Origin of the sequence: Olivibacter sp. SDN3 (genome assembly GCF_014334135.1) — a bacterium.
Classification (GTDB): domain Bacteria; phylum Bacteroidota; class Bacteroidia; order Sphingobacteriales; family Sphingobacteriaceae; genus Olivibacter.
On the sequence record NZ_CP060497.1, the window covers coordinates 2828051 to 2848131 of the forward strand.

The window sequence follows — 20081 nt, forward strand, 5'->3', positions numbered from 1 at the left end:
TGTAAATAGCATTTTTATTTACTTTATACTTTCTTTTCCTATATGAGGGAGTATGCTGTTGCTGTTATTTATAAAACCAGTTAGAATTACCTGGATTTTTGTTTATTAAAATGTTTTAGTTGGTTAATAAATAGGGGAAAACGACGAAAAGATAGATTAGGAGCTTTCATCAATATTACCTATTTTAGTTGAAAGTTTTTACTTAAACTGACCAGTTTTGACAGCGAAAATACAAAAACAAGAGGATCTGAAGCGTGCAATATTAAGGCAACTGTACTATAATGGGGCTTTATCCTTAGCTGATTTGTGCACTCATACCAAAAAAAGCTTACCTGTAGTTTCCACAGCAGTGAATTTGCTTTTAGAAAGTGGATATATTATGGAATATGGTTTAGCTCCATCAACAGGAGGACGTAGACCGGTAACATATCTTTTAGATGCAAACAAAAAACGTTGTATCGTAGCGGTAGCGATAGATCAGTTAGAGACTAGAGTTTGTATTTATAATCTTGTAAATGAAAAAGTTGATTCCTTGGGCTCTGTTAGGATGGATTTGCTAAATACGCCTAGCATATTAGAAGAGTTGATTTCTTTCATAAAAGAAATGATTGAGAAATCCACCTTTTCAAATGATGAAATCTTAGGTGTTGGAATTGCCATGCCGGGGGTATATAATATGAAAGAAGGGATCAATCATACTTTTTTCCCAGATCAACCTTACTTGCCCAAGTATATTAGTAAAAAGATAAAAGTGCCCGTTTTTATCGATAACGATTCAAGAACTATCGCAATGGCTGAACTCAAATTTGGTATAGCAAAGGGGTATAAGGATGTTATGGTTGTCAATATTGGTTGGGGAATAGGTTTGGGGATGATTGTAGATGGCATAATCTTTAGGGGGCATAATGGCTATGCTGGAGAATTTAGCCATATCCCGTTGGCAAATAGTAATAACTTGTGCTCCTGTGGTAAAAGGGGTTGCTTAGAAGTTGACGCTTCTTTATCTATCCTGGTGAAAAAAGCAGAAAGAGAACTTGCCAATGGATCGAAATCTAGCTTAGAATATCTTTTTGCTGATAAAAAACGTTTAGCTGGTGAGCAGTTGTTAAGTGCAGCAAAAAAGGGCGACCCCTTAGCCGTATCTTTGCTGGCAGAGGGAGGGTTAATGATTGGGAAAGGACTCGCTACATTAATACATATTATGAATCCTGAACGTATCGTTTTAAGTGGACGGGGAGCCTCTGCAGGTAGAATATGGCTAGCACCCATTCATCAAGCCATCAATGAATATTGTATCCCCCGTTTAGCCGAGCAAACAACCTTAGCCGTTTCTGATCTATCTCAAGAAATTCAATTATTAGGAGCGGCGACACTAGTTATAGAAAATTGCGATTTTAGATAAATAGTAAGTCATTTAGAATTTTATAATCATTTGTCTCATTATTAAAAGTTGTATCAAATACTACGTGGTCATTTTCAACTGCTCCCGGAACACAGTGTATGTCACCTATAACTTTATAAAGGTAGAACTCCGAATTTACCGGCATTGGATCCTGTCGAAGTGATCAAATTGAAAATGGAGGAAAAAAGACTTAAGCAAGATTTAGAACCCATATTGGATCTATGAAGTGTCTCAAGTTCTAAACAACAGAAGAGAGATAACATGGAGTATGCCTAGAAGCTTCTATCATTCAAACAAAATGATCCTATACCACACCTCGCTACAGATATGCAAAAAAGCTCATATAGCTCTTTCGATTTTTGAAAGAGCTATATGAGCTTTTTTGCCTTCATAGCGTTGAGGCTTTACAACGACAGTCAAAATCCTTCAAGAAAAGTGCCCAAAATTGCTGCCAAAAATGTTGCCTTCAAAATTAATCTATTGATAATGTCTTGAAAATCAGCAGAATTAATCTTTCGGATTGTGGAGATTACCGGAGTCGAACCGGTGACCTCTTGCCTGCCAGGCAAGCGCTCTAGCCAGCTGAGCTAAACCCCCATAATTCTTATGTCGGCAAAGATAATAAATAGCTTAATATCTACAAATATAATTTAAGTAGTTTAATTCTCTGAAATTTTATGTGTATTGGATAACAGATATTTTCGCACGACCTAATTTTGAAACAATATGAAAAAAGACTTGTTCATGAAAGTATGAATGAAATAAACAGGATCTCTCTTTTGATAAGACTTGTCCTTATCATTTTAGTGTGTTCTTGCGGAAATCAACATGAAAAAAATCGTGAGAGAAATTCGGAAGGAGCATCGCCTGTTATTCAGAAGAAACAAGAGGGTAGTGCATCTGCAACAGATTCCATTATGTTACAGCTTGAAGACGGACAGGCGAAAAAAACGGTACCTATGGAGAAAGGAAAACGTATAACGTTTGTTTTCGAGATTAAAAAGGCCCCCGTAGTACTTTTCGTCAAAGTAGTACCCGAGCAGCCAGGAGGAAATGTGAGGCTTGCTCAAATTTTTATGCCTGATGGTTCAGCAGACGGTCCTTTCGGTAATCAAATGGAGTATAAGTTAAGCCAAACAGGTTTGTATCGTATAGTGGTGGCAGAAAATCAGATGGTGGGCACGCCGTATTATGGCAAGTTTAATTTATCCGTTAACTTGAAATGAGCATAAATGATAAAGAAAATTGTCAATGGCGATGATGTATTAAGTCTGTTAACTTCTGAACAGTAGGTAAATCATCTCCTGTGATGTCATATCTGCCATCGTTATAATCAATCCTTGCTAATTCTTTTTTTGTAGTATCGTAAACAATAAATGACTGTTTATCATAGGTAATAGAATAACCTGTCCAATTACCTTCAATCTCTTCTGCCCATTTTTCAAATCTTTCCAACATAGTTGTAGATGTTTAATATAAAAGGTATAACGACTTTTTAGATTAACAACTGTGGAAGATAAATGTTGTTACAACCTGTTTTTTATTAGTAATTAAATAGGCTGACTTTTAAAGGGAAACTATTTTATTTTATTTTTGTTAAAAATACAAATGAAATAAAAACCTTAATCTTGATAATATGAATGCACGAAGAGACTTTCTTCATAAGCTTACTTATTCAGCAATGGCCTTGCCGTTTTTACCTTCGTTATGGACATTTGATTCTCCAGAGGTTAATGGTATATTGTATGATGGCCCCATTCTACGTGTTGCTATCATGGGACTTGGGGGATACGGAACCCGAGTTGCAGAGGCTATGCAGGATTGTAAAAAAGCTAAGTTGGTGGGAGTAATCAGTGGTACACCAGCAAAGATAGAGGCATGGCAAGCTAAATATAACATACCCGAAGGAAACTGTTATAACTATGAGAATTTTGATAATATAAAAGATAACCCTGAAATAGATGCCGTTTATGTTATTACACCCAATGCACTGCATCACGATCAAGTTATAAGAGTAGCAAAAGCAGGCAAGCACGTGATTTGCGAAAAGCCAATGGCTCTTAACGCGGAGGAGGGTGCAGAGATGGTTGACGCATGTGCTCAGGCAAATGTGAAACTGTTAGTAGGATATCGTATGCATTTTGAACCAAAAACGCTTGAGGTAATTAATATGAGGAAAAATGGCGATTTTGGTAAGATACTTTTTTTTCAGGGACAGTGTGGGTTTAGGGTGGGAGATCCAAATCAGTGGCGGTTAGATAAAGAGTTAGCTGGTGGTGGCTCATTGATGGATATCGGAATTTACGCCATTAACGGTGCCCGTTATATGGTAGGTGAAGAACCGGTGTGGGTAACTGCGCAGGAAACCAAAACCGACACCGTTAAATTTAAGGAAGGAGTAGATGAAACTATTCAGTTTCAACTTGGTTTTCCAAGTGGGGCCGTCGCTTCGTGTTTATCCACCTATAATATGAATTATCTTGATAGATTTTTTTTAAATGGTGAAGAGGGCTTTGCTGAAATGCAGCCTTCCACAGGGTACGGCCCAATAGAGGGACGCTCACATAAGGGGGAACTAACGCAGCCGCATATAACGCATCAAACATTGCAAATGGAAGAAATGGCGGGAATTATCCTTTCGGAAAATAAGCCTATTGTACCCGTAGATGGAGAAGAAGGACTAAAAGATCTTAAGATCATTGATGCTATTTATAAAGCCTGCGAAACCGGGGAAAAACTTAACTTGACTTTGTGATTTTCTCATTAAAATAAAAAAGCCCTTTTTAAAAAGGGCTTTTTTATATGCTCACTTTTCTGCTCCTTTTATTTTTTTCCGTAAAGCAGATAGTTTACGCTAAAAGTTCTTTCATTCCAAACGCTGTTAAAACTTTTGCGTATTCCACTTTGACAGCTTCGTTAGCCGCTTCAACAATTTCTCCTGTCGAGGGGTCAACAACTGTTCTCAATGGCCTTTGACCTTTTGGCAAATTGATCAGATTTACTACCGCGTCTGCAACATCTTGAGGGTTAGGCTTGACCGTTTCAAGCATTTGAACAATCGCACTACCCATTTTATTTTGAAAATCAGCTATTACTTCATAGCTGTCTACCACTGAAGTATCAGAGCCAAATTGGACCTTTTGGGACATTTCAGTAGGAAAAGCGCCTGGTTGAATAATGGCTACATCAACCCCTAACGGTCTTAGTTCATAATGCAAACCTTCGCTTAAACCTTCCAAAGCGAACTTTGAAGCACCATACACTACTGAAAAAGGAGCGGAGAATCTACCCCACCCGCTCGAAACATTGATGATCAAACCTTCCGATTGTTTACGCATAAAAGGTAACGCCAATTTCATCAATCTCCAGGGAGCGGTAACATTGACATCAAATATCCGTTGCACATCATCAGTAGTAGCGCTTTCAGCCACACCGAACATCGAAATGCCCGCATTATTTACCAATACATCAATGCTTCCTTCTGTAGCGATAATGGTGTCAATGGCATTTTTCACACTTGTTTCGTCAGTTAGTGCCAGATCTAAAACGGTTACATTTTCTACCTGTGATAAGGCTCTTGCTTTATCAGCATTCTTTCCATTAGTATCTCTCATGGTCGCATAAACTTTATGACCCAATGCTGCGACACTATTGGCTGTCAGCCATCCAAATCCGCTATTTGTTCCTGTAATTAATACAACTTTTTTGCTCATTTTTTTGTTCATTTAAATTAATGAAACAAATATCGGGCTTTGAAAAAGCAGAACATTTACCATTTGGTAAAAAGTGATCTCAACGGATATTTTTTCTGAAAGTGCATGTATCCAAAAGGCCATAAAGAACCTTCATGACAGTTTCATTGCTGTTAATAATGTTTTCCACCATGAAGGTTTTTTCTTATTCTGCTCAATGATTGTTGGGTGATCCCTACATAAGAAGCGATATGAGAAAGCGGAACACGATTGACAAGACCGGGAAACTGTTCAATGAACGATAAATAACGGGTGGTGAGTACAAAATTTGATAAAGTCGACGTCCTCATCTTTATCACGCAAGTAATCTCGTAAGGATTCGGCGGTGAAGTAATCCAATCGATCGTCGAGGTCGCTAATCATCTTTCGATAATCCCTTAGCTGTTGTTCGACCTTGTCCGCAATAAAAGGATCTTTGATTTTTAAATCCTTGGTGAGTTGCTTCTTGACAACAAAGTGATTGGTGTCAATAAACTTTCTTTCACTTTTGTGATGGACACAAACTTTTACGTTGTAAGTTCCATCTGCTTTCTTGTGGTGTTCATAAACCTTTGCGCTTACGGTTGCCATAATTTTTTCAATTAGCACGCAAAAATTTCCGTTACCTATTTGTTACGGTTTTGCGTGAAGTTCAACAAAAAACTATGTAAAACCAGCCGTAGGGGTGATTTACCCGTGACCGTCTCGCCGAAGAAATCGGCTCAAAGAAATGAAAAAAAAACCATCTCGAAATTTCTTAAGAGATGGCTTTTTGTGCTCCCAGCTGGGCAAAATTCGAACCAAATTATGGAGGAATTGAAGGAAATCGCATATTTAATAGAAGAAAGTGATGATCCGAAACGTACAAAAAATTAAAAACTAAAATTCGAATCCGGCTATCCCGACGACATAGGCAACAAAAGAACGATGTCCCGTGCTATTCGAACCAAGCGACATTTATGTATTGAAAAAATTATTGTTCCTAAGAGACTTAGCAAAAAAGTTACTTTCCATGTGTCGATAGGCATTTTTACTATCATCGTTACGATGGAGAAGGTTGTGAATATAAAGAATATATTGGCCATGATGTGGCATGTGAGCTTATGTATTACGCTGATTTAAACAAAATGAAAAAGGATAGCGCAAATGACGTGAAATCTATGATGACGAAAAGAAGTGCTCAATACTTTGAAAAGTATTGAGCAAAGTCATGCATGAAGAATCGATAAGAAACCGTAGATTCTTTTTTCTCATGAAAGAAACGTTTCAATGAATGTTGAAGAAATAGCTGCATCTAGGCGATAGCTGCGGGCAGGCCAAAATGATAACCTGCCTGTGATCTCAATAAATTTATCTGCACTTCAATTTTTTAGAACTTTCGGAATTCTGTTAATTCAATCATATATTAATCTGTAAATCGTAAGAATAGCGATGGAGATTGCTAATACGGTATAGATACGCTTGGTGTTTTTCGCCAACCATTTAGGTAGGTAAATGTCAAAATTATCTCTGGCGGATGATGAGTACCTGCGCGCAATCGTCGTTAGCGGACAGGACCATCTAAACAGTATTAATATCAACGTTTCCAAAAACAAAAGAACAAATCCGAGCCAAAGCCAGACGTCTAAACAGTTCGTCAATACAGCGTATAACATGTAAAAGATGACAACATTAAAAAATATCCAAATTAGTGTATGGATAATTTTTACAATTTTTAATTTTTCTTTCGCTGTCATTGTATGGAAATGGTTTACAAGTAGGTCTAAAAAATTTAATTTTAGCGCTTACCGTTCTAGCGATGAGCATGATATTCATGTAATAATAGGCAATGTCATTAAAATTAAATCAGTGTCCCGATGTCGTAGTCGCCTATATAGATCTCATAAACAAAAAAATCGCCAACATGATCTTACAAAGTAGTCTTCAGAAGTCCAATTTAGTTCTTTATGTAGGCATCACAACTTTGTGTTACCTTATGAAGGCACCTCGTATGAGGCTGTGTTTTAACAGAATTATTCAACAGTTATTTAAAGTATCAGAACAGGTGTTTTGGACTGGTGAATAATCGCCTTCACCAGGTTTTTCTGAAACAGTTTCTCAAAAAAGTTTTTTTTACGGATGGTGATTACCAGGAGATCGATGCTGTTGCGCTCGGCTATTTCGTTCACCAAAGTCAGACTTTCTTCGCCCTGCACCAGCTCATGAGATACATTGTCGAGGGGAACTATTTTTTTGAGCGATTGTACCCATTCTGCGAGGATGCGTTGATCGATCTCCGACGAGTCTTCTTCAGATAGCTTCATGTGAAAGAACCTGTAGGAACTCTTGGTTGATCCAAATAAGTTTTTGAGCGTTTTCAGCGCACTGATATCGCTGTTTGCATAGTCGGTGAGGAAGGCTATCTGTTCGAGCCGGAAATTCTGAGTTTCTTCGGGAACCACGATCAAAGGTACGGGGGAGCTTCCGGCAACCTCAAAAGAACTGCTTCCGATCAGGGTATGTTTTAAACCTGAAGCGCCTTTTGTACCCATGATGATGAGATCAGATCCCGTAGTATTTACTGCCTGGGTCACAGCTTCCACAATATTTCCTTTAAACAGGCTGGAGCTGATGTAGACAGCCAGATTCTCAGTGGTCTCTGTCTTCAGGAAGCTATCCATCTCCGCAGTAGCTTCCTGCTCTGCACGGATCAGATCCTCTCGATTGGAAGCTTCATTCTGAAAACTTGACTGAAAGGCGGTGAATGCATGCATAACATGTACCCGACAGTCAAATCTTCTGGCAATGGCCAGCGCATATCGAAGGGCCAATCCTGCGTTTTTAGAAAAATCAGTCGGGACTAAAATTGACTGGATCATATTGTTACGATTTTGTTTAAAGCTCTTTAGATACTTTTACGTTTGTAGTCGTAGGTTTATTGTCCGTTTTTTTGTTAATGATACTGAGGAAAAGAGACCCCACAATACCTGAGATGACAGAGGCAACCAATACGGAAAATTTTGCTTCAGCCATCATCAGCTCCTCTCCGGAAAAGGACAGCAAAGCTATAAAAATAGACATCGTGAAACCGATGCCTGCCAGCATGCCTACGCCCAATAAGTGCTTCCAATTGGCATGGCTGGGCATGGCACATACGCCAGCTTTTACCGAAATCCAGGAAAGCAGGAATATGCCCAAGGGCTTACCAATGAACAGGCCCAATACGATACCTAGACCCAATGGCGATGCCAATCCGCCGAACATGCCTTCGACAAAGGCAATATTGGTATTGGCAAGAGCGAATACGGGCATGATCAATAAATTGACAGGCCGGGAAAGTGCGTGTTCCAACCTGAGCAATGGCGATTCCGTGTCGCCTGTACCTTTAACAGGGATTGTAAATGCTGTCAGCACTCCTGCAATGGTGGCATGTATGCCGGAATGATGGATAAAATACCAGATGAAAAGCCCCGGAATTAAATAAACCGCTAGATTTTTGACACCAAGGCGGTTGAGGACAAAAAGCCCTGCGACCAATAAGACTGCATAAACAAGGTAGTTGTAATGCAGGTCTCCCGAGTAGAATATCGCAATGATCAATATGGCCATTAAGTCATCTACAATTGCCAGGGCGGCCAAAAAGATCTTAAGTGTTATCGGTACTTTTTTGCCCAACAGGGTTATAATAGCCAGAGCGAAGGCGATATCGGTAGCCATAGGGATTGCCCAGCCGGAAGCCGTTTCTGTGCCATGGTTGAACAGGGCATAAATAACAGCGGGCATGATTACCCCGCCGAGCGCAGCAAATACGGGTAACGCCGCTTTTCTGGTGGATGAAAGCTCTCCACCTACAATTTCGCGCTTGATTTCGAGGCCCACAAGGAGAAAGAAAATGGCCATTAGACCGTCGTTTATCCACAATATGATCGGATATCTGAGATGCAGGGCGTGCGACTCGTAGCCGATTTCCCCGTCGAGAAACTTCTCGAAGCCTGCCCCTAACGGTGAATTGGCAATGGTTAAGGATATCACTACACAGGCCATGAGCAAAATGCCCGGCCCTGAATTGGAGAATAAGAAATTTTTAAGCCTGCTGTAATAAGTTGGAGATGTCATCGCTGTAAAAGTACCATTTTTTGGATAAAATACCGCATTGGAGCGTATTAATACAATGGCTAATCGTCAGATGGCAGTCGCTTTGTTAGCGGTTTATTGATAAATAGTTGAAATAAATATCCTCCAATAATATACGCCAATATATCGAAAAGATCGGCGGTATATCTGTCGGAGAACAGGGGTAACAGTCCTTCAAAAACCAAAGCGGTATAAACCACCATAAAATACACATAAAACATAGGAAAGAAGTAACTGTTACTGTGAATAACGGACGTCCTCATGAACGTAAGTAACACCGTTCCAATAACTGGAATAGCGAGAACGTCGGTAAGATAATTGTTGATAAATTCCGGGAGTGTTTGAGCCCCCCGTAACATGCGGACAGTAATCCAGGTGACGCAGCCTATTAAAAATAAAGGGTGTAATAGTGTACGCATGCTAAGCGGCAACGACGGCAGCGGCTCCGAGAGCTGCGGTGAGTGCCAGAAAAAATATACAGAAAAGTACAAAACCAATATTTTTTGCCATACGCTTTCCAGCGGAGTCCCCTTCACGAATGGGCAGAACCTGCCCACGTAATTGTTTGAAGAGTGGTTTTTGCTGTTGACTTTTTCCCTGATAAGTTTTCTTTTCCATCGCGGTGATCAATAAATTTTACATGGTCTTTTATATAGAAACAAACCTTGGGCATTTTGTTTGAAGAATCTGCATTCTCCATATTATCGGACCTTTTTGACAAAGCCAGCATGTCGTGCCATCAACGGATCAACTTGTTGATATTGCTGAGCTCCCCGAAAAGAACCAGAATGTCGTTCTCGTGCAGCACGGTTGAAGATTTGGCAATGCCGGTAGCTTCTTTTTTTTGTTCGGTATGGCCATTGACCTTCTCTGTGTACTGTCTGATGGTGGTGAGCACAATTACTTTATACTGATTGGTAAGATTAGCTTCCTGTAAAGTCTTTCCAATATATTTTTCGGGGACAACCGCTTCCACGATACTGTACCTGTCTGAAATCTTGAAACTGTCGATGATATCAATATTGTCCAAGCGCATAGCTAGGCGCTCGGCAGATTCGGTTTCCGGTCGGATGTATTCATCGATCTTCATGGCCTCTAGCACCGTCTTCTGTAGATCGGATACCACACGACCAACGATACGTTTGACGTTCAATTGCTTCATCAATGCCGTGGCCAGCAGGGAAGCACCTTCGTCCTCCCCAATGGCAATTATCACCGCGTCACTATCCCTTAACGGCAGGTTACTTACCGCGTCACGATCGGTGCAATCCAAACACACGGTATGTGTAATCTTCTCGCGCAGGTTCTCCACTTTGGACATGCTATTGTCGACGCCGATAACCTCATGGCCCAATGCTGTCAGTCTGATGCTCAGTGCTCTACCGAAGTTTCCCAGTCCTAAAACGATATATTTCATAAATCTGTTGTTTTTAAGATGCCCCGCGGGGCCCCCGCTATATCAGGTGACGCTAGAACAGCACCTTCTCCTGCGGATAATGGTAATTTTTGAATCCTACGTCTTTGACAATCGCAACCAATAAAGTGAGCGCACCGACCCTGCCCACAAACATGCTGATAGCCAGTACGACCTTTCCGGCGTTGCTCATTTCCGAGGTTATCCCGAGACTTAAACCTACCGTGCCATAGGCCGAAAAGGCTTCAAAGGCTATACTTTTGATTTCTTTCTGCCCGTCAGTCAAACAGAGACCGAAAATAGATAGGCCAAGCCCGATAAGCGATAAGATGATCACGGCAGAGGACCTCCGTAGCGAGTCTGTTGAAATTTCCCTGCGGAAAATCTCCACTTTATCTTTTCCCTTGACCAGACTCACCAAATTCAATATGGCCACCGCAAAGGTGGTTGTTTTGATACCGCCTCCGGTGGAGGCCGGCGACGCACCGATCCACATCAAGAGCATGATGATCATGGTCGTCGGCGTAGCAAGCATTCCCATATCTGTTGTGTTCAGACCTGCTGATCTCGGGGTTGCCCCCAGGAAAAACGCGGTAGTCAGTTTACCTAAAAAGCTGTCGTGTTCGGCAAGGCTGTTGTTATATTCCAATATAAGGCAGCTAACGGTTCCGATAGCTAATAAAATAAATGTTGTCCAGGCCACCAAACGGGAATTAAAACTGATGACCCAAGCCTTATAGTGATAAGGTTTACCATGGTATATCCGGCAAAAGATGTTAATGATCCATCGTTTGATAAAAGTAAAGGTGTTAAATACTATGCCAAAACCCAATCCGCCCAATATGAACAGTAGTGCAATAGTAAAAACCAAGGGATAATTGAAGCGGATTTCATCCTCATACAGTCCCTGGGGCAGCGTGGAAAATCCGGCATTGCAAAAAGCGGATATCGCATGGAATATCGCAAAGAAAAAGTGGCTCTGGTTGAGTTGATCAGACAGTTCTCGTGTATGCATGTAAATCAGTACAGCTCCGACCGCTTCGAAAAAAAAGGTGACCGAAATAATTTTCAATAAGGTGTTTATCACGGATCCCAGTTTGTTCTCACTCAGCAATTCAGTGTACATCAATTGATTCTTATATGAAAACCCGCCGGAGAAAAAATAGCCAAAAAAACCGGTAAAGGTCATAATGCCCAAACCACCGAGCTGTACCAGCACGATTAATACGGTTTGTCCGAAGAGCGTGAAATCAGCCGATATATCAACTACGGAAAGTCCGGTAATACACACGGCGCTGGTTGCCATGAACAACGCATTAACAAAACTCAGCGGAGGCCCGTTAGTGACTTTTGGAAGCAGTAACAATGCCGTGCCCAGAAGTACAAGAAAGAGAAAGCTCAGTACAAACAATAAGGTAGGGTTGAAATAAAAGCGGTCAAAGAAAAGACTGCTCTTGGATATCTCTACCAGAAAAACGCCGAATATGCCCATATAAAGCCACTCTGCCTGCCGGAAAAAGGAATCGGGCGATATGGGGGCAATAAACCGCTCGATAACCACAAAGCAAAAATAGAAGCATAAAAACAATTCAGCGTACTTAGAGGCAATGTCATCTGATCGGGACGTAAAACGAATGGTTGTTTTTACCAGTGTCAATATGCCGAAGGCATAAAAAACCCCAACGATAACCTGATCGAAAAAGAGTGATACTGTTATATCGGAATTATAACCAATATGTGCCAGAATAAATAGGGAACATACCAAACTGGTGTAAAGCATGCCCAAGTCGACAGTCTTTAACCCTCGGATAAACCTTCTGTCTTTAAGTAAGTTCATGCAGGAGTATTCAATATATTTGGCACAAACTTAGTTTTTATCATGCGTTTTTAAAAGTGCGGGATGATATTTTGGCAATTTATTTTCCTTTAAAGACGTCCCCCCTGTCATTGCCAAACACAATCAGCGTAGGAAATAGATTGTTGATAAATTGTTGTTCTATTCCATCGATGCTTTGGAAGAAATCTTTAGTTTTGAATAAATCTCTTATCACTTATCAACAGTAAAAACAAATATTATGGAAGACTTAGAGTTCAAGGATGTTCAGCAGCACTGGGATAAATTTTTATCCTCGGCAATGGATTGGGCACCACGTATACTGACAGCGATCGTTTCCGCTCTATTGATTTATTTGATAGGCTCGTGGCTGATACGGGTAATTACGCGTGTAACGGAAAAGGCCTTTAAAAAACGTCAAATGGATGTTTCGCTGCAGCGATTCCTGATTAACCTCATAACCTGGGTACTTAATATCCTTCTCTTTATTGTGGTTGTAACACAATTGGGTGTTCAAACCTCTGCATTTGTTGCTATTATCGGAGCCGCTGGTCTGGCCATTGGTCTGGCTTTGCAAGGATCATTGGCTAACTTTGCCGGGGGTATATTGATCCTGCTGTTGAAGCCTTTTCGTGTGGGCGATTTCATTACGTCCCAATCCGGTATTTCAGGGACGGTGCAGGAAATAGATATCTTTAATACGAAGTTAACGACACCACAGAATCAACTGGTGGTTGTACCCAATGGTGACTTGTCCAATAGCGGCATAACCAATTTTACGCATATGGGTACCCGCCGCACCTGGTTTGATATCGGTGTCTCCTATGATACAGATCTTAAACAGGCGAAAGAGATTCTGCTGGAAGTGATCAAGAACAACGGATATGCCATGGAAACCCCGGCGCCACAGGTGGTCGTGACAGAACTTGGGGATAGTGCGATCAATTTATCGGTACGGGTTACCGCTACCAACGAAAATTTCTGGACGATGCATGAGCAGTTATTGATCGATTGCAAAGCCGCACTTGACAACGCGGGAATAGAAATCCCTTTTCCTCAACGGGATATACATATCCGTGATAAAACGGAATAGAAATCCTTGTTTACTTTTAATAAGAAGTCAGCCGTCTAGACGGCTGACTTCTTTTATTAGATAAAAAACAATTTATGTCTACATTTGAATGTGGAGAATGACTTAAACGACGTAATCGTGTGGGAACAACAATCAAAACGCTTTACCTGATTCTCCTACCGGATTTATTACTATTAAGAAAACCTCGATTGTTATGAATAGAAATGATACAAATAGAAGAGCATGGTTAGCCGTAACCGGCATATTACTTTTTCTGTTAGCAATGTTTCTCTTAGCTTATTTGGCCAGTAGTTCACCGCAAAATTGATGATAGCTTTTTTGAAAGGGTATTTCACCGAAAAAACAACATGCGTCGGTATAGCTATGTTTAATCCTGGATGGATTTAACATAATCTTCAATCTCGTTGCCCGCCGCATACTTCTTAATTTTTGAAAGTTTCGCTAATAATGTTGTACCTTTCTGCGTAATCCCCATGATAAGACTAGGCCCTGTTGAACGGTAATATTGGTTTTCCTTTTCCACAAGCGTATGCCCATAGGCTAACTTAATATAACCTTTTTGAGCAAGAAATTTGGATACCGAGAGCACTTCATCATTATTGTAGCCGTCGAACATTATCGGACAACCATGTGCTATGTTTACTTTTTTTGCACACTTAAGCACTTTGATGATCAACCGGACTCGTGTTTCCATTAAAGATCCCCCTTAACTTATTTGTTTACCTTATATATTACTTTATCTCTTTGTATGCCCCACTTATCGCTCCTCTGCATTCGGCCAGATTAACTATACGCTATATTTGGGAACAGATTTTTAATAGTATTGTTTTGGCAATACGTTGCCTCCCTTTTTACTAAAAAGCGGACGCCGATAAGAATTTAAACATATAATTTTCCTTACCGTATTTAGGAAAAAAGAAAAAGATCTGGGGGCCTTGCATGCAGCCTTTCAAATGTATTCTAATTGATTTCTAATGCAATATGATTTGAAATCAAAGAAGCAGCTGTTATCTTTACGTTAATTAAAAGGATTTGTCAACTAACAGAATTTGTTTATTATGGCCAAGAAAGATCAGGAACCCAGAGAAAATGCACCCAAAAAGAAATCGGGCAAAAGCGCGCTTATGAAACAAGAACTTATGGATAGATCGGATAGTTTTTCCAAAAAGAAGACCAACAGAAAGCATCCTGCTCCAAAGACAAGTAGAAATCCAAAAGGATTCTCATAGCGGTCAGATTGGGCAGGCAATAAAGCCGGTTGAATAAACCTCGAATAAAATTGTCTTACTTTTAAGTAAGTTCATACAAGTGCGGGGGATATTTTGGCAGTATTTAGCTAGTCCAACTTTATCCGGAAACTCGTGCCGAAAAAAATACGCTTATTTTTCCTTTTTCATATGCAGGAAATTTCTCTGGTTGTAGGGTAATATCTTATGCATTATTTTGATGGTTAGATAGCCGTTGTACAAACTACGACATTATGAGTTGAGTTTCCATTGGATATACTGAATGGGCGGTTTTTCGATATGGATTTAAGTAAATAGAGAAGAAATACGGGGACTTGTTAATAAGTTGCATCGAACTATTGGCTTCAATCTCTAATTCATTTATTTTCGCTTCCAGCGTATGTAGCGTTTCATTTTAAAATTTATTCACCTTGATAATTTGAAGTCCATGTGTGTAGGTACCAATAGAGAAACCTAAATACTGTTATATTTTCCGTTATTGCTCTGTAAGCCATTTAGGACAAACGAGAATGTGCTGCCTGCACCAAAATCACTTTTTACGTCAATTTTTCCGCCCTGTGCTTCAATAAATTCTTTGCTGATGCTCAACCCCAACCCTGTACCTTCTTTTTTTGTGCCGGGTATGCGGAAATAGCGGTCAAATATTTTATCTATGTACTGTGGTGAAATGCCTTGTCCGGTGTCTGTGACCGTAAACTTTATCTTGTTATTTTCTGCTGCTACGTCAATGTATATAACGGAATTGTCGTATGAATAGCGGATGGCGTTAGAAAGCAGGTTGGTCAATACCCAAGCTGTTTTTTCGTTGTCGGCAAGCACTTTCGGCAAGTTATCGGGCGCTTTTATTTCAAACGTAATCTGTTTTTGCTCGGCTGCTGCTCTGGTGGCATTAACGGCATATTCCACAATTTCTTTTACATCTGACGGTAATACTTTTATCTGGATAGTGCCACTTTCCACCTGTGTCATATTCAGCAGTTCACCCGTGATTTTCAGCAATCTTCCGGCATCTTCCTTAATGCTTTCCACAAGGCTTTGCTGTTCTGTATTCAATGTGCCTACCTGCTCGTTTTCCAATAGCTGCAAGCTCATCTTTATGGATGATATGGGTGTTTTCAATTCGTGGGAAACGGTCGCTATGAAATTGGTTTTGGCAAATTCCAACTCTTTGTACGGGGTAACGTTTTGCAGCAGGATCACATTGCCGATATGTTTTTCCCGTTTCTCACCTGTCGGGATAATCTTGATGGGAATGATCTCTTCTTCAAAATAGCTTTCCTTGTTATCGGCATATATTTTCACAGGCAATGATTTTATTTTTTTGTTGTTATTCTGCTTTTCTGCCAAATCCCGCACCAGGGTTTTTATCAGGTCATTCTGTTGGGCAATGCCCTGAATGGGTTTGCCTATCACTTCTTCTTTTTGCAATCCCGCAATTTTCAGTGCATTGTCATTCATGAACAGAACGGTTTGTTTATCGTCCAAACCGATTACAGGTTCGCTCATGTTGTTGATGAGGGTTTCAATCCGTTTCTTTTCCATCATCAGCTTTGCCAAACTGCTGTTGCTATATTCTTCCAGCTTTTGAGCCATTGTGTTGAATGCCGATGCCAGTTCGCCAAACTCGTTGTGCTGCTCAAAATGTACCCTCTGCGAATAATCTTTGGCTGCGATCTGTTTTATGCTTCCCATAAGTTCTTTGATGGGATTGGCAATGTTGGAGGGCAGGTTTATCAAAAGTGTAAAAGCGATCAAAAAGCAAATCGTTCCGGTAACGGTGATCCAAAAAATAGCACTGTCTGCGGTTTTGGTTGCCACTTCGCTTTTTCGTTGTATTGCCTGCATATTCAGCAAGATAATATCGATAATATCTTTCTGCACTATTTTTTGCAGTGCGCTATCATAGGGTGCTTGCACTATTTGGGCAAAATCTGCCGTGATTTTTTTGGTCAGATCCTTTTCGCCTACTTCGGTAACGGTGGCTTGCTGTTTATCAAGGTTTTCCTGAAAAGATTTTTGTGACGGAGGGCTGGCAATACCATTGTTTAAAGCATTTAGCATCTGGCGGCAATAGTCTACCGAGTTATAGTTATCTGCCAAAATATTCTTGGCTTCATCGGACAGTTTGTTAATGCGGGTTGCACTTATGACGGTAAGCAACGCAATCATTGCAAACAAAAGCCCTACGCCTAACGTCAGTTTAGTTTTTATTTTCATCGCTTCAATTCTTTAGCTTAGTATAACAAGGTCGATATCATTGGTGGATAGCTTTTTCAATAGTTCATTGAACACATTGGTTGCTAAAATGACACGTATTAAATTCAAATGCGGCTTGCCAACACAGATGGTGGTTATTTTCCTTTTCCCGCATTGCTCAATGATGGCTTTGGAAACATTGTTGTTTTCCACCTTAATGATTTCCGCCCCTAATTCTGTTGCCAATTTGAAATTATTGATAAGATGCCTTTGCTTATCCAATGCAATTTTATCTGCACTTTCCCTGGGCGTCTGCACATATAATACGTACCATTTGCTATTGTAGTAATTGGCAAGCCTTGCCGTTTTCCGGATTACGTTTCTTGCCGTTTTTTCATTGGAACTGATACAGGCTAAGAACCGCTCCCGCTTTACGGGATTTAAAGGTGTAATTTCTGTTTCTACTTTGCGTTCCACCTGCGAAGCGACTTCTTTCAGCGCCAGTTCCCGTAGTTGCAATATGTGTTCGCTCTTGAAAAAGTTGTTTAATGCTGTTTCAATTTTCGCCTGCTCATATATCTTTCCTTCTTTCAGTCTTGCAATCAATTCATCGGCTGTAAGGTCGATATTTACCACTTCATCGGCTTGGGCAAGCACACTGTCGGGAATACGCTCTTTTACTTCTATTCTCGTAATTTCTCTAATATCTTCATTCAGGCTTTCGATGTGCTGGATGTTTACCGCACTGATCACGTTGATACCAGCGTCCAATATTTCTAATACATCCTGCCAGCGTTTTTCGTTTTTGCTTCCCTCGATGTTGGTATGTGCCAGTTCATCTACAACTACCACTTCGGGGCGTAAGTTGATGACTGCCTGAACGTCCAGTTCTTCTAATTCTTTCCCTTTGTAAAACAGTTTTCTTCGGGGTACAACAGGCAAGCCCTCTAACAAGGCGTGGGTTTCAGCCCTGTTGTGTGTTTCAATGTAACCTATCTTTACATCAATGCCGTTCCTCAACAGGGAATGCGCTTCCTGCAACATGCGGTACGTTTTGCCCACACCAGCACTCATGCCGATATAGACTTTAAATTTTCCCCGCCTCGACTTTTTTATCAAATTGAGAAATTCCTCTGCCGATTTTCTTGTTTCTTCCATTCAATGATGTGTAGGTTATTAATTTTAATATAACAGCATTTTGCTCGATGATTTAACGGGCAGGAGCTTGGTGTTCGAGCGTGAAAGTTCGCAGGAACTTTCACGGTTGAACGTTGGCCCGCCTGACATCAAACCCTTTTTGGCGGTTTGTTTTTTTTTATGTTTCAAAATAAGCCAAATCCTTTTGATAATAACATATAAAGCCCCCAAAGAAATAATATTGTAAGAAATAGAAGTTCTTTCCATGGTCGTTTTGGGAATGCTTGTATAGAATACGACATAAGTTTTATGGGTGATAATGGTTTTGTCGGTGCCTTGTCGTCAGATAATGGTAGTTTGTTGGAATATTGATGAAAGTATAGTTGAATTAGTGTCGCTCCAAGATAAAGTCCCGTTATAAAACTTAAATACTCTAAATTTTCTGAAAAGAATAGAAGCGTTACCAAGATGGCGCATATTACTAACAAAACGTAGTCTGTCGTCTTTGTTGCACTTAATTTGTCTGCATAGGATTTGTCAAGCTGTTTTTTTCTTGTGTCGTACTTAACGAAAAAGAAAACACAAGACTTAATTACGACTTGTAAACAAAACAAAGTCATAAGTATTTTTAAAATTGTCGTTGCCATATTTTTTACTTATCTTTGTCTATTTGTTGTTTATAGTGTTGTCTTGTCCTAAAATGACGCCAACGGCATTCTCAACTCCATTCTCTTTTGACAATTGCACATCTAATTCTTGTGCTTTTATATAAAGACTTTCGTTTTCCAAAAGTTCTTTTACGTTGTTCACAAATTTTTCCGTTGTCAGCTTTTTGAGTGGTTGCGGATATAAAGCCACTCCTTTTTCGTAGGCAACCTTACCCCAAAAAAACTGGTCGCCAAGGGGGTGCAATACAGGGCAAACCAGAAATGGCTTTCCCGCTTTTAAGCACTCTGCGGTTGTTCCAACGCCACCGTGATGAACAACGGCTTTCACCAACGGGAACAATTTGTCATAAGCTGCAGCATCAATTATTTTTATGTTCGGGTTTTCATTGAGTGCTTCCGTTTCTGAAATCCCCCAACCCTTTATCACGATAATCCTGATGCTTAATTCCTCGCTTAGCCTATTGATGAGTTGGGAAATGTTTAGCTTGCTGTCAAAAGGCATACTTCCGAACGTTATCAATAAAGGTGCTTCACCGCCTGAAATAAAATCAACGAGGTCTTTACTTAATTCGGAAGAAGAATTTCCTAACCAAAATCCTGTGAAAAAGCTATTATGCGGGAAATCATCCGGCTTTTTCAACAGTAATTCGCTTATGCCATACAGAGAGGGCAAATCAGGCTTTTTAAATTTCTTTGAAAGCCCCACGCTTTGCCGAAATTCGCGGATAGGCTTTGTCCACATTTTTAATCCCAATTCAGTTAGTTTATAGGTGAATTTGTTGAGGAAAGCGGGCAATGGCAGTGCGCTAAACACAGGATTGGGAAATGCTGATGTGGGCTGGCTTGCCGGAACAACATCCGCCTTTACCATCTTTTCGGGAAACTGGTCTGCGAAGTTGTCGGCTAATGTTTTTACATGAAATAAAACCTTATCGCTTTCTTTCGCCAATTCATAGAACTTGGTAAAAGCATCTGCCATCATCGGATATACAATTTTTTTAAGATACTTTTTGGCACGGAATGGATTTTTTCTGACTTTGTTTCCTTCTTCAGAAAGAACCAATGCTTGAAAATCAATATCGACAGGAACAAAGTCTATCCCATAGGAGGCAACAAGGCTTTCAAAGTTTTTTGCTGTGGACAAAACAACTTCGTGTCCTCGTTCTTTCAATGCTTTTCCAAGCACTGCGTAGGGTTGCACATCGCCCCTTGTTCCTAATGTTAGTATGGTTATCTTCATCGTTTT

19 protein-coding genes, 1 tRNA gene and 1 pseudogene are annotated in these 20081 nt (G+C 40.3%); 6 read left to right on the plus strand and 15 right to left on the minus strand.

Features of this window, described 5'->3' with window-relative positions:
* Nucleotides 1–217: 217 nt before the first annotated feature.
* A complete protein-coding gene (locus H8S90_RS11595) occupies nucleotides 218–1402 on the plus strand; it encodes an ROK family transcriptional regulator (RefSeq protein ID WP_187342685.1) in 1185 nt (394 codons plus the stop codon).
* Between the two features lie 523 nt (nucleotides 1403–1925).
* Here the strand turns inward: H8S90_RS11595 and H8S90_RS11600 are convergent.
* A tRNA-Ala gene (locus tag H8S90_RS11600) sits at nucleotides 1926–1999 on the minus strand.
* Nucleotides 2000–2181: 182 nt separating this feature from the next.
* On the opposite strand from H8S90_RS11600, the gene H8S90_RS11605 reads away from it, so the two are divergent.
* A complete protein-coding gene (locus H8S90_RS11605; protein WP_187342686.1) occupies nucleotides 2182–2628 on the plus strand; it encodes a hypothetical protein in 447 nt (148 codons plus the stop codon).
* A 22-nt stretch (nucleotides 2629–2650) separates the two neighbouring features.
* Here H8S90_RS11605 and H8S90_RS11610 read toward each other — a convergent pair whose 3' ends face one another.
* Entirely contained in the window at nucleotides 2651–2860 is a 210-nt protein-coding gene (locus H8S90_RS11610) for a hypothetical protein (protein WP_187342687.1), read from the minus strand.
* Between the two features lie 178 nt (nucleotides 2861–3038).
* Here H8S90_RS11610 and H8S90_RS11615 point away from each other — a divergent pair, with 178 nt between their 5' ends.
* Nucleotides 3039–4157, plus strand: a complete 1119-nt coding sequence (locus tag H8S90_RS11615) for a Gfo/Idh/MocA family protein (protein ID WP_187342688.1) — start codon at nucleotides 3039–3041, stop codon at nucleotides 4155–4157.
* Between the two features lie 94 nt (nucleotides 4158–4251).
* On the opposite strand, the gene H8S90_RS11620 is transcribed toward H8S90_RS11615, so the two are convergent.
* From H8S90_RS11620 to H8S90_RS11625, 3 genes and pseudogenes are all read right to left on the minus strand, one after another.
* Nucleotides 4252–5115 carry an SDR family oxidoreductase gene (locus tag H8S90_RS11620; RefSeq protein WP_187342689.1) on the minus strand — a complete coding sequence of 288 codons (864 nt, stop codon included), beginning with the start codon at nucleotides 5113–5115 and terminating at the stop codon, nucleotides 4252–4254.
* Nucleotides 5116–5267: 152 nt separating this feature from the next.
* Nucleotides 5268–5411: pseudogene (locus H8S90_RS26210) on the minus strand (Crp/Fnr family transcriptional regulator); the annotation flags it as partial.
* Nucleotides 5386–5724 carry a hypothetical protein gene (locus H8S90_RS11625; protein WP_255501919.1) on the minus strand — a complete coding sequence of 113 codons (339 nt, stop codon included), beginning with the start codon at nucleotides 5722–5724 and terminating at the stop codon, nucleotides 5386–5388. The gene H8S90_RS11625 and the pseudogene H8S90_RS26210, both read right to left, overlap by 26 nt.
* Nucleotides 5725–6627: 903 nt before the next feature.
* Here H8S90_RS11625 and H8S90_RS11630 point away from each other — a divergent pair.
* Complete coding sequence (locus H8S90_RS11630; protein ID WP_187342690.1) at nucleotides 6628–6792, plus strand: hypothetical protein; 165 nt, start codon at nucleotides 6628–6630, stop codon at nucleotides 6790–6792.
* A gap of 368 nt (nucleotides 6793–7160) precedes the next feature.
* Here the strand turns inward: H8S90_RS11630 and H8S90_RS11635 are convergent, their stop codons facing one another.
* The 6 genes from H8S90_RS11635 to H8S90_RS11660 all read right to left on the minus strand — a co-directional run bounded on the left by H8S90_RS11635 (nucleotide 7161) and on the right by H8S90_RS11660 (nucleotide 12497).
* Nucleotides 7161–7991 (minus strand): universal stress protein, encoded by an 831-nt coding sequence (locus tag H8S90_RS11635; protein ID WP_187342691.1) that lies wholly within the window; start codon nucleotides 7989–7991, stop codon nucleotides 7161–7163.
* 16 nt (nucleotides 7992–8007) lie between these two features.
* The gene (gene nhaA / locus H8S90_RS11640; protein WP_187342692.1) at nucleotides 8008–9228 is read right to left on the minus strand and encodes a Na+/H+ antiporter NhaA; all 1221 of its coding nucleotides are present in this window, start codon (nucleotides 9226–9228) and stop codon (nucleotides 8008–8010) included.
* Between the two features lie 59 nt (nucleotides 9229–9287).
* Nucleotides 9288–9665 carry a hypothetical protein gene (locus H8S90_RS11645; protein ID WP_187342693.1) on the minus strand — a complete coding sequence of 126 codons (378 nt, stop codon included), beginning with the start codon at nucleotides 9663–9665 and terminating at the stop codon, nucleotides 9288–9290.
* A gap of 1 nt (nucleotide 9666) precedes the next feature.
* The gene (locus H8S90_RS11650; RefSeq protein ID WP_187342694.1) at nucleotides 9667–9864 is read right to left on the minus strand and encodes a hypothetical protein; all 198 of its coding nucleotides are present in this window, start codon (nucleotides 9862–9864) and stop codon (nucleotides 9667–9669) included.
* Between the two features lie 121 nt (nucleotides 9865–9985).
* The gene (locus H8S90_RS11655) at nucleotides 9986–10663 is read right to left on the minus strand and encodes a TrkA family potassium uptake protein (protein WP_187342695.1); all 678 of its coding nucleotides are present in this window, start codon (nucleotides 10661–10663) and stop codon (nucleotides 9986–9988) included.
* Between the two features lie 52 nt (nucleotides 10664–10715).
* Nucleotides 10716–12497 carry a TrkH family potassium uptake protein gene (locus tag H8S90_RS11660; RefSeq protein WP_187342696.1) on the minus strand — a complete coding sequence of 594 codons (1782 nt, stop codon included), beginning with the start codon at nucleotides 12495–12497 and terminating at the stop codon, nucleotides 10716–10718.
* A gap of 238 nt (nucleotides 12498–12735) precedes the next feature.
* Here H8S90_RS11660 and H8S90_RS11665 point away from each other — a divergent pair, with 238 nt between their 5' ends.
* On the plus strand, nucleotides 12736–13587 hold the full coding sequence (locus tag H8S90_RS11665) for a mechanosensitive ion channel family protein (RefSeq protein WP_187342697.1): 852 nt from the start codon (nucleotides 12736–12738) through the stop codon (nucleotides 13585–13587).
* Between the two features lie 367 nt (nucleotides 13588–13954).
* Here the strand turns inward: H8S90_RS11665 and H8S90_RS11670 are convergent, their stop codons facing one another.
* A complete protein-coding gene (locus tag H8S90_RS11670; RefSeq protein ID WP_187342698.1) occupies nucleotides 13955–14281 on the minus strand; it encodes a hypothetical protein in 327 nt (108 codons plus the stop codon).
* Between the two features lie 364 nt (nucleotides 14282–14645).
* Here H8S90_RS11670 and H8S90_RS11675 point away from each other — a divergent pair, with 364 nt between their 5' ends.
* Nucleotides 14646–14816, plus strand: a complete 171-nt coding sequence (locus H8S90_RS11675; RefSeq protein WP_187342699.1) for a hypothetical protein — start codon at nucleotides 14646–14648, stop codon at nucleotides 14814–14816.
* Between the two features lie 471 nt (nucleotides 14817–15287).
* On the opposite strand, the gene H8S90_RS11680 is transcribed toward H8S90_RS11675, so the two are convergent.
* The 3 genes from H8S90_RS11680 to H8S90_RS11690 form a co-directional block, all read right to left on the minus strand.
* Nucleotides 15288–17051 (minus strand): ATP-binding protein, encoded by a 1764-nt coding sequence (locus H8S90_RS11680; protein WP_187342700.1) that lies wholly within the window; start codon nucleotides 17049–17051, stop codon nucleotides 15288–15290.
* A 12-nt stretch (nucleotides 17052–17063) separates the two neighbouring features.
* The gene (locus H8S90_RS11685; protein WP_187342701.1) at nucleotides 17064–18188 is read right to left on the minus strand and encodes a sensor protein KdpD; all 1125 of its coding nucleotides are present in this window, start codon (nucleotides 18186–18188) and stop codon (nucleotides 17064–17066) included.
* Nucleotides 18189–18833: 645 nt separating this feature from the next.
* Complete coding sequence (locus tag H8S90_RS11690) at nucleotides 18834–20075, minus strand: glycosyltransferase (protein WP_187342702.1); 1242 nt, start codon at nucleotides 20073–20075, stop codon at nucleotides 18834–18836.
* Nucleotides 20076–20081: the final 6 nt, after the last annotated feature.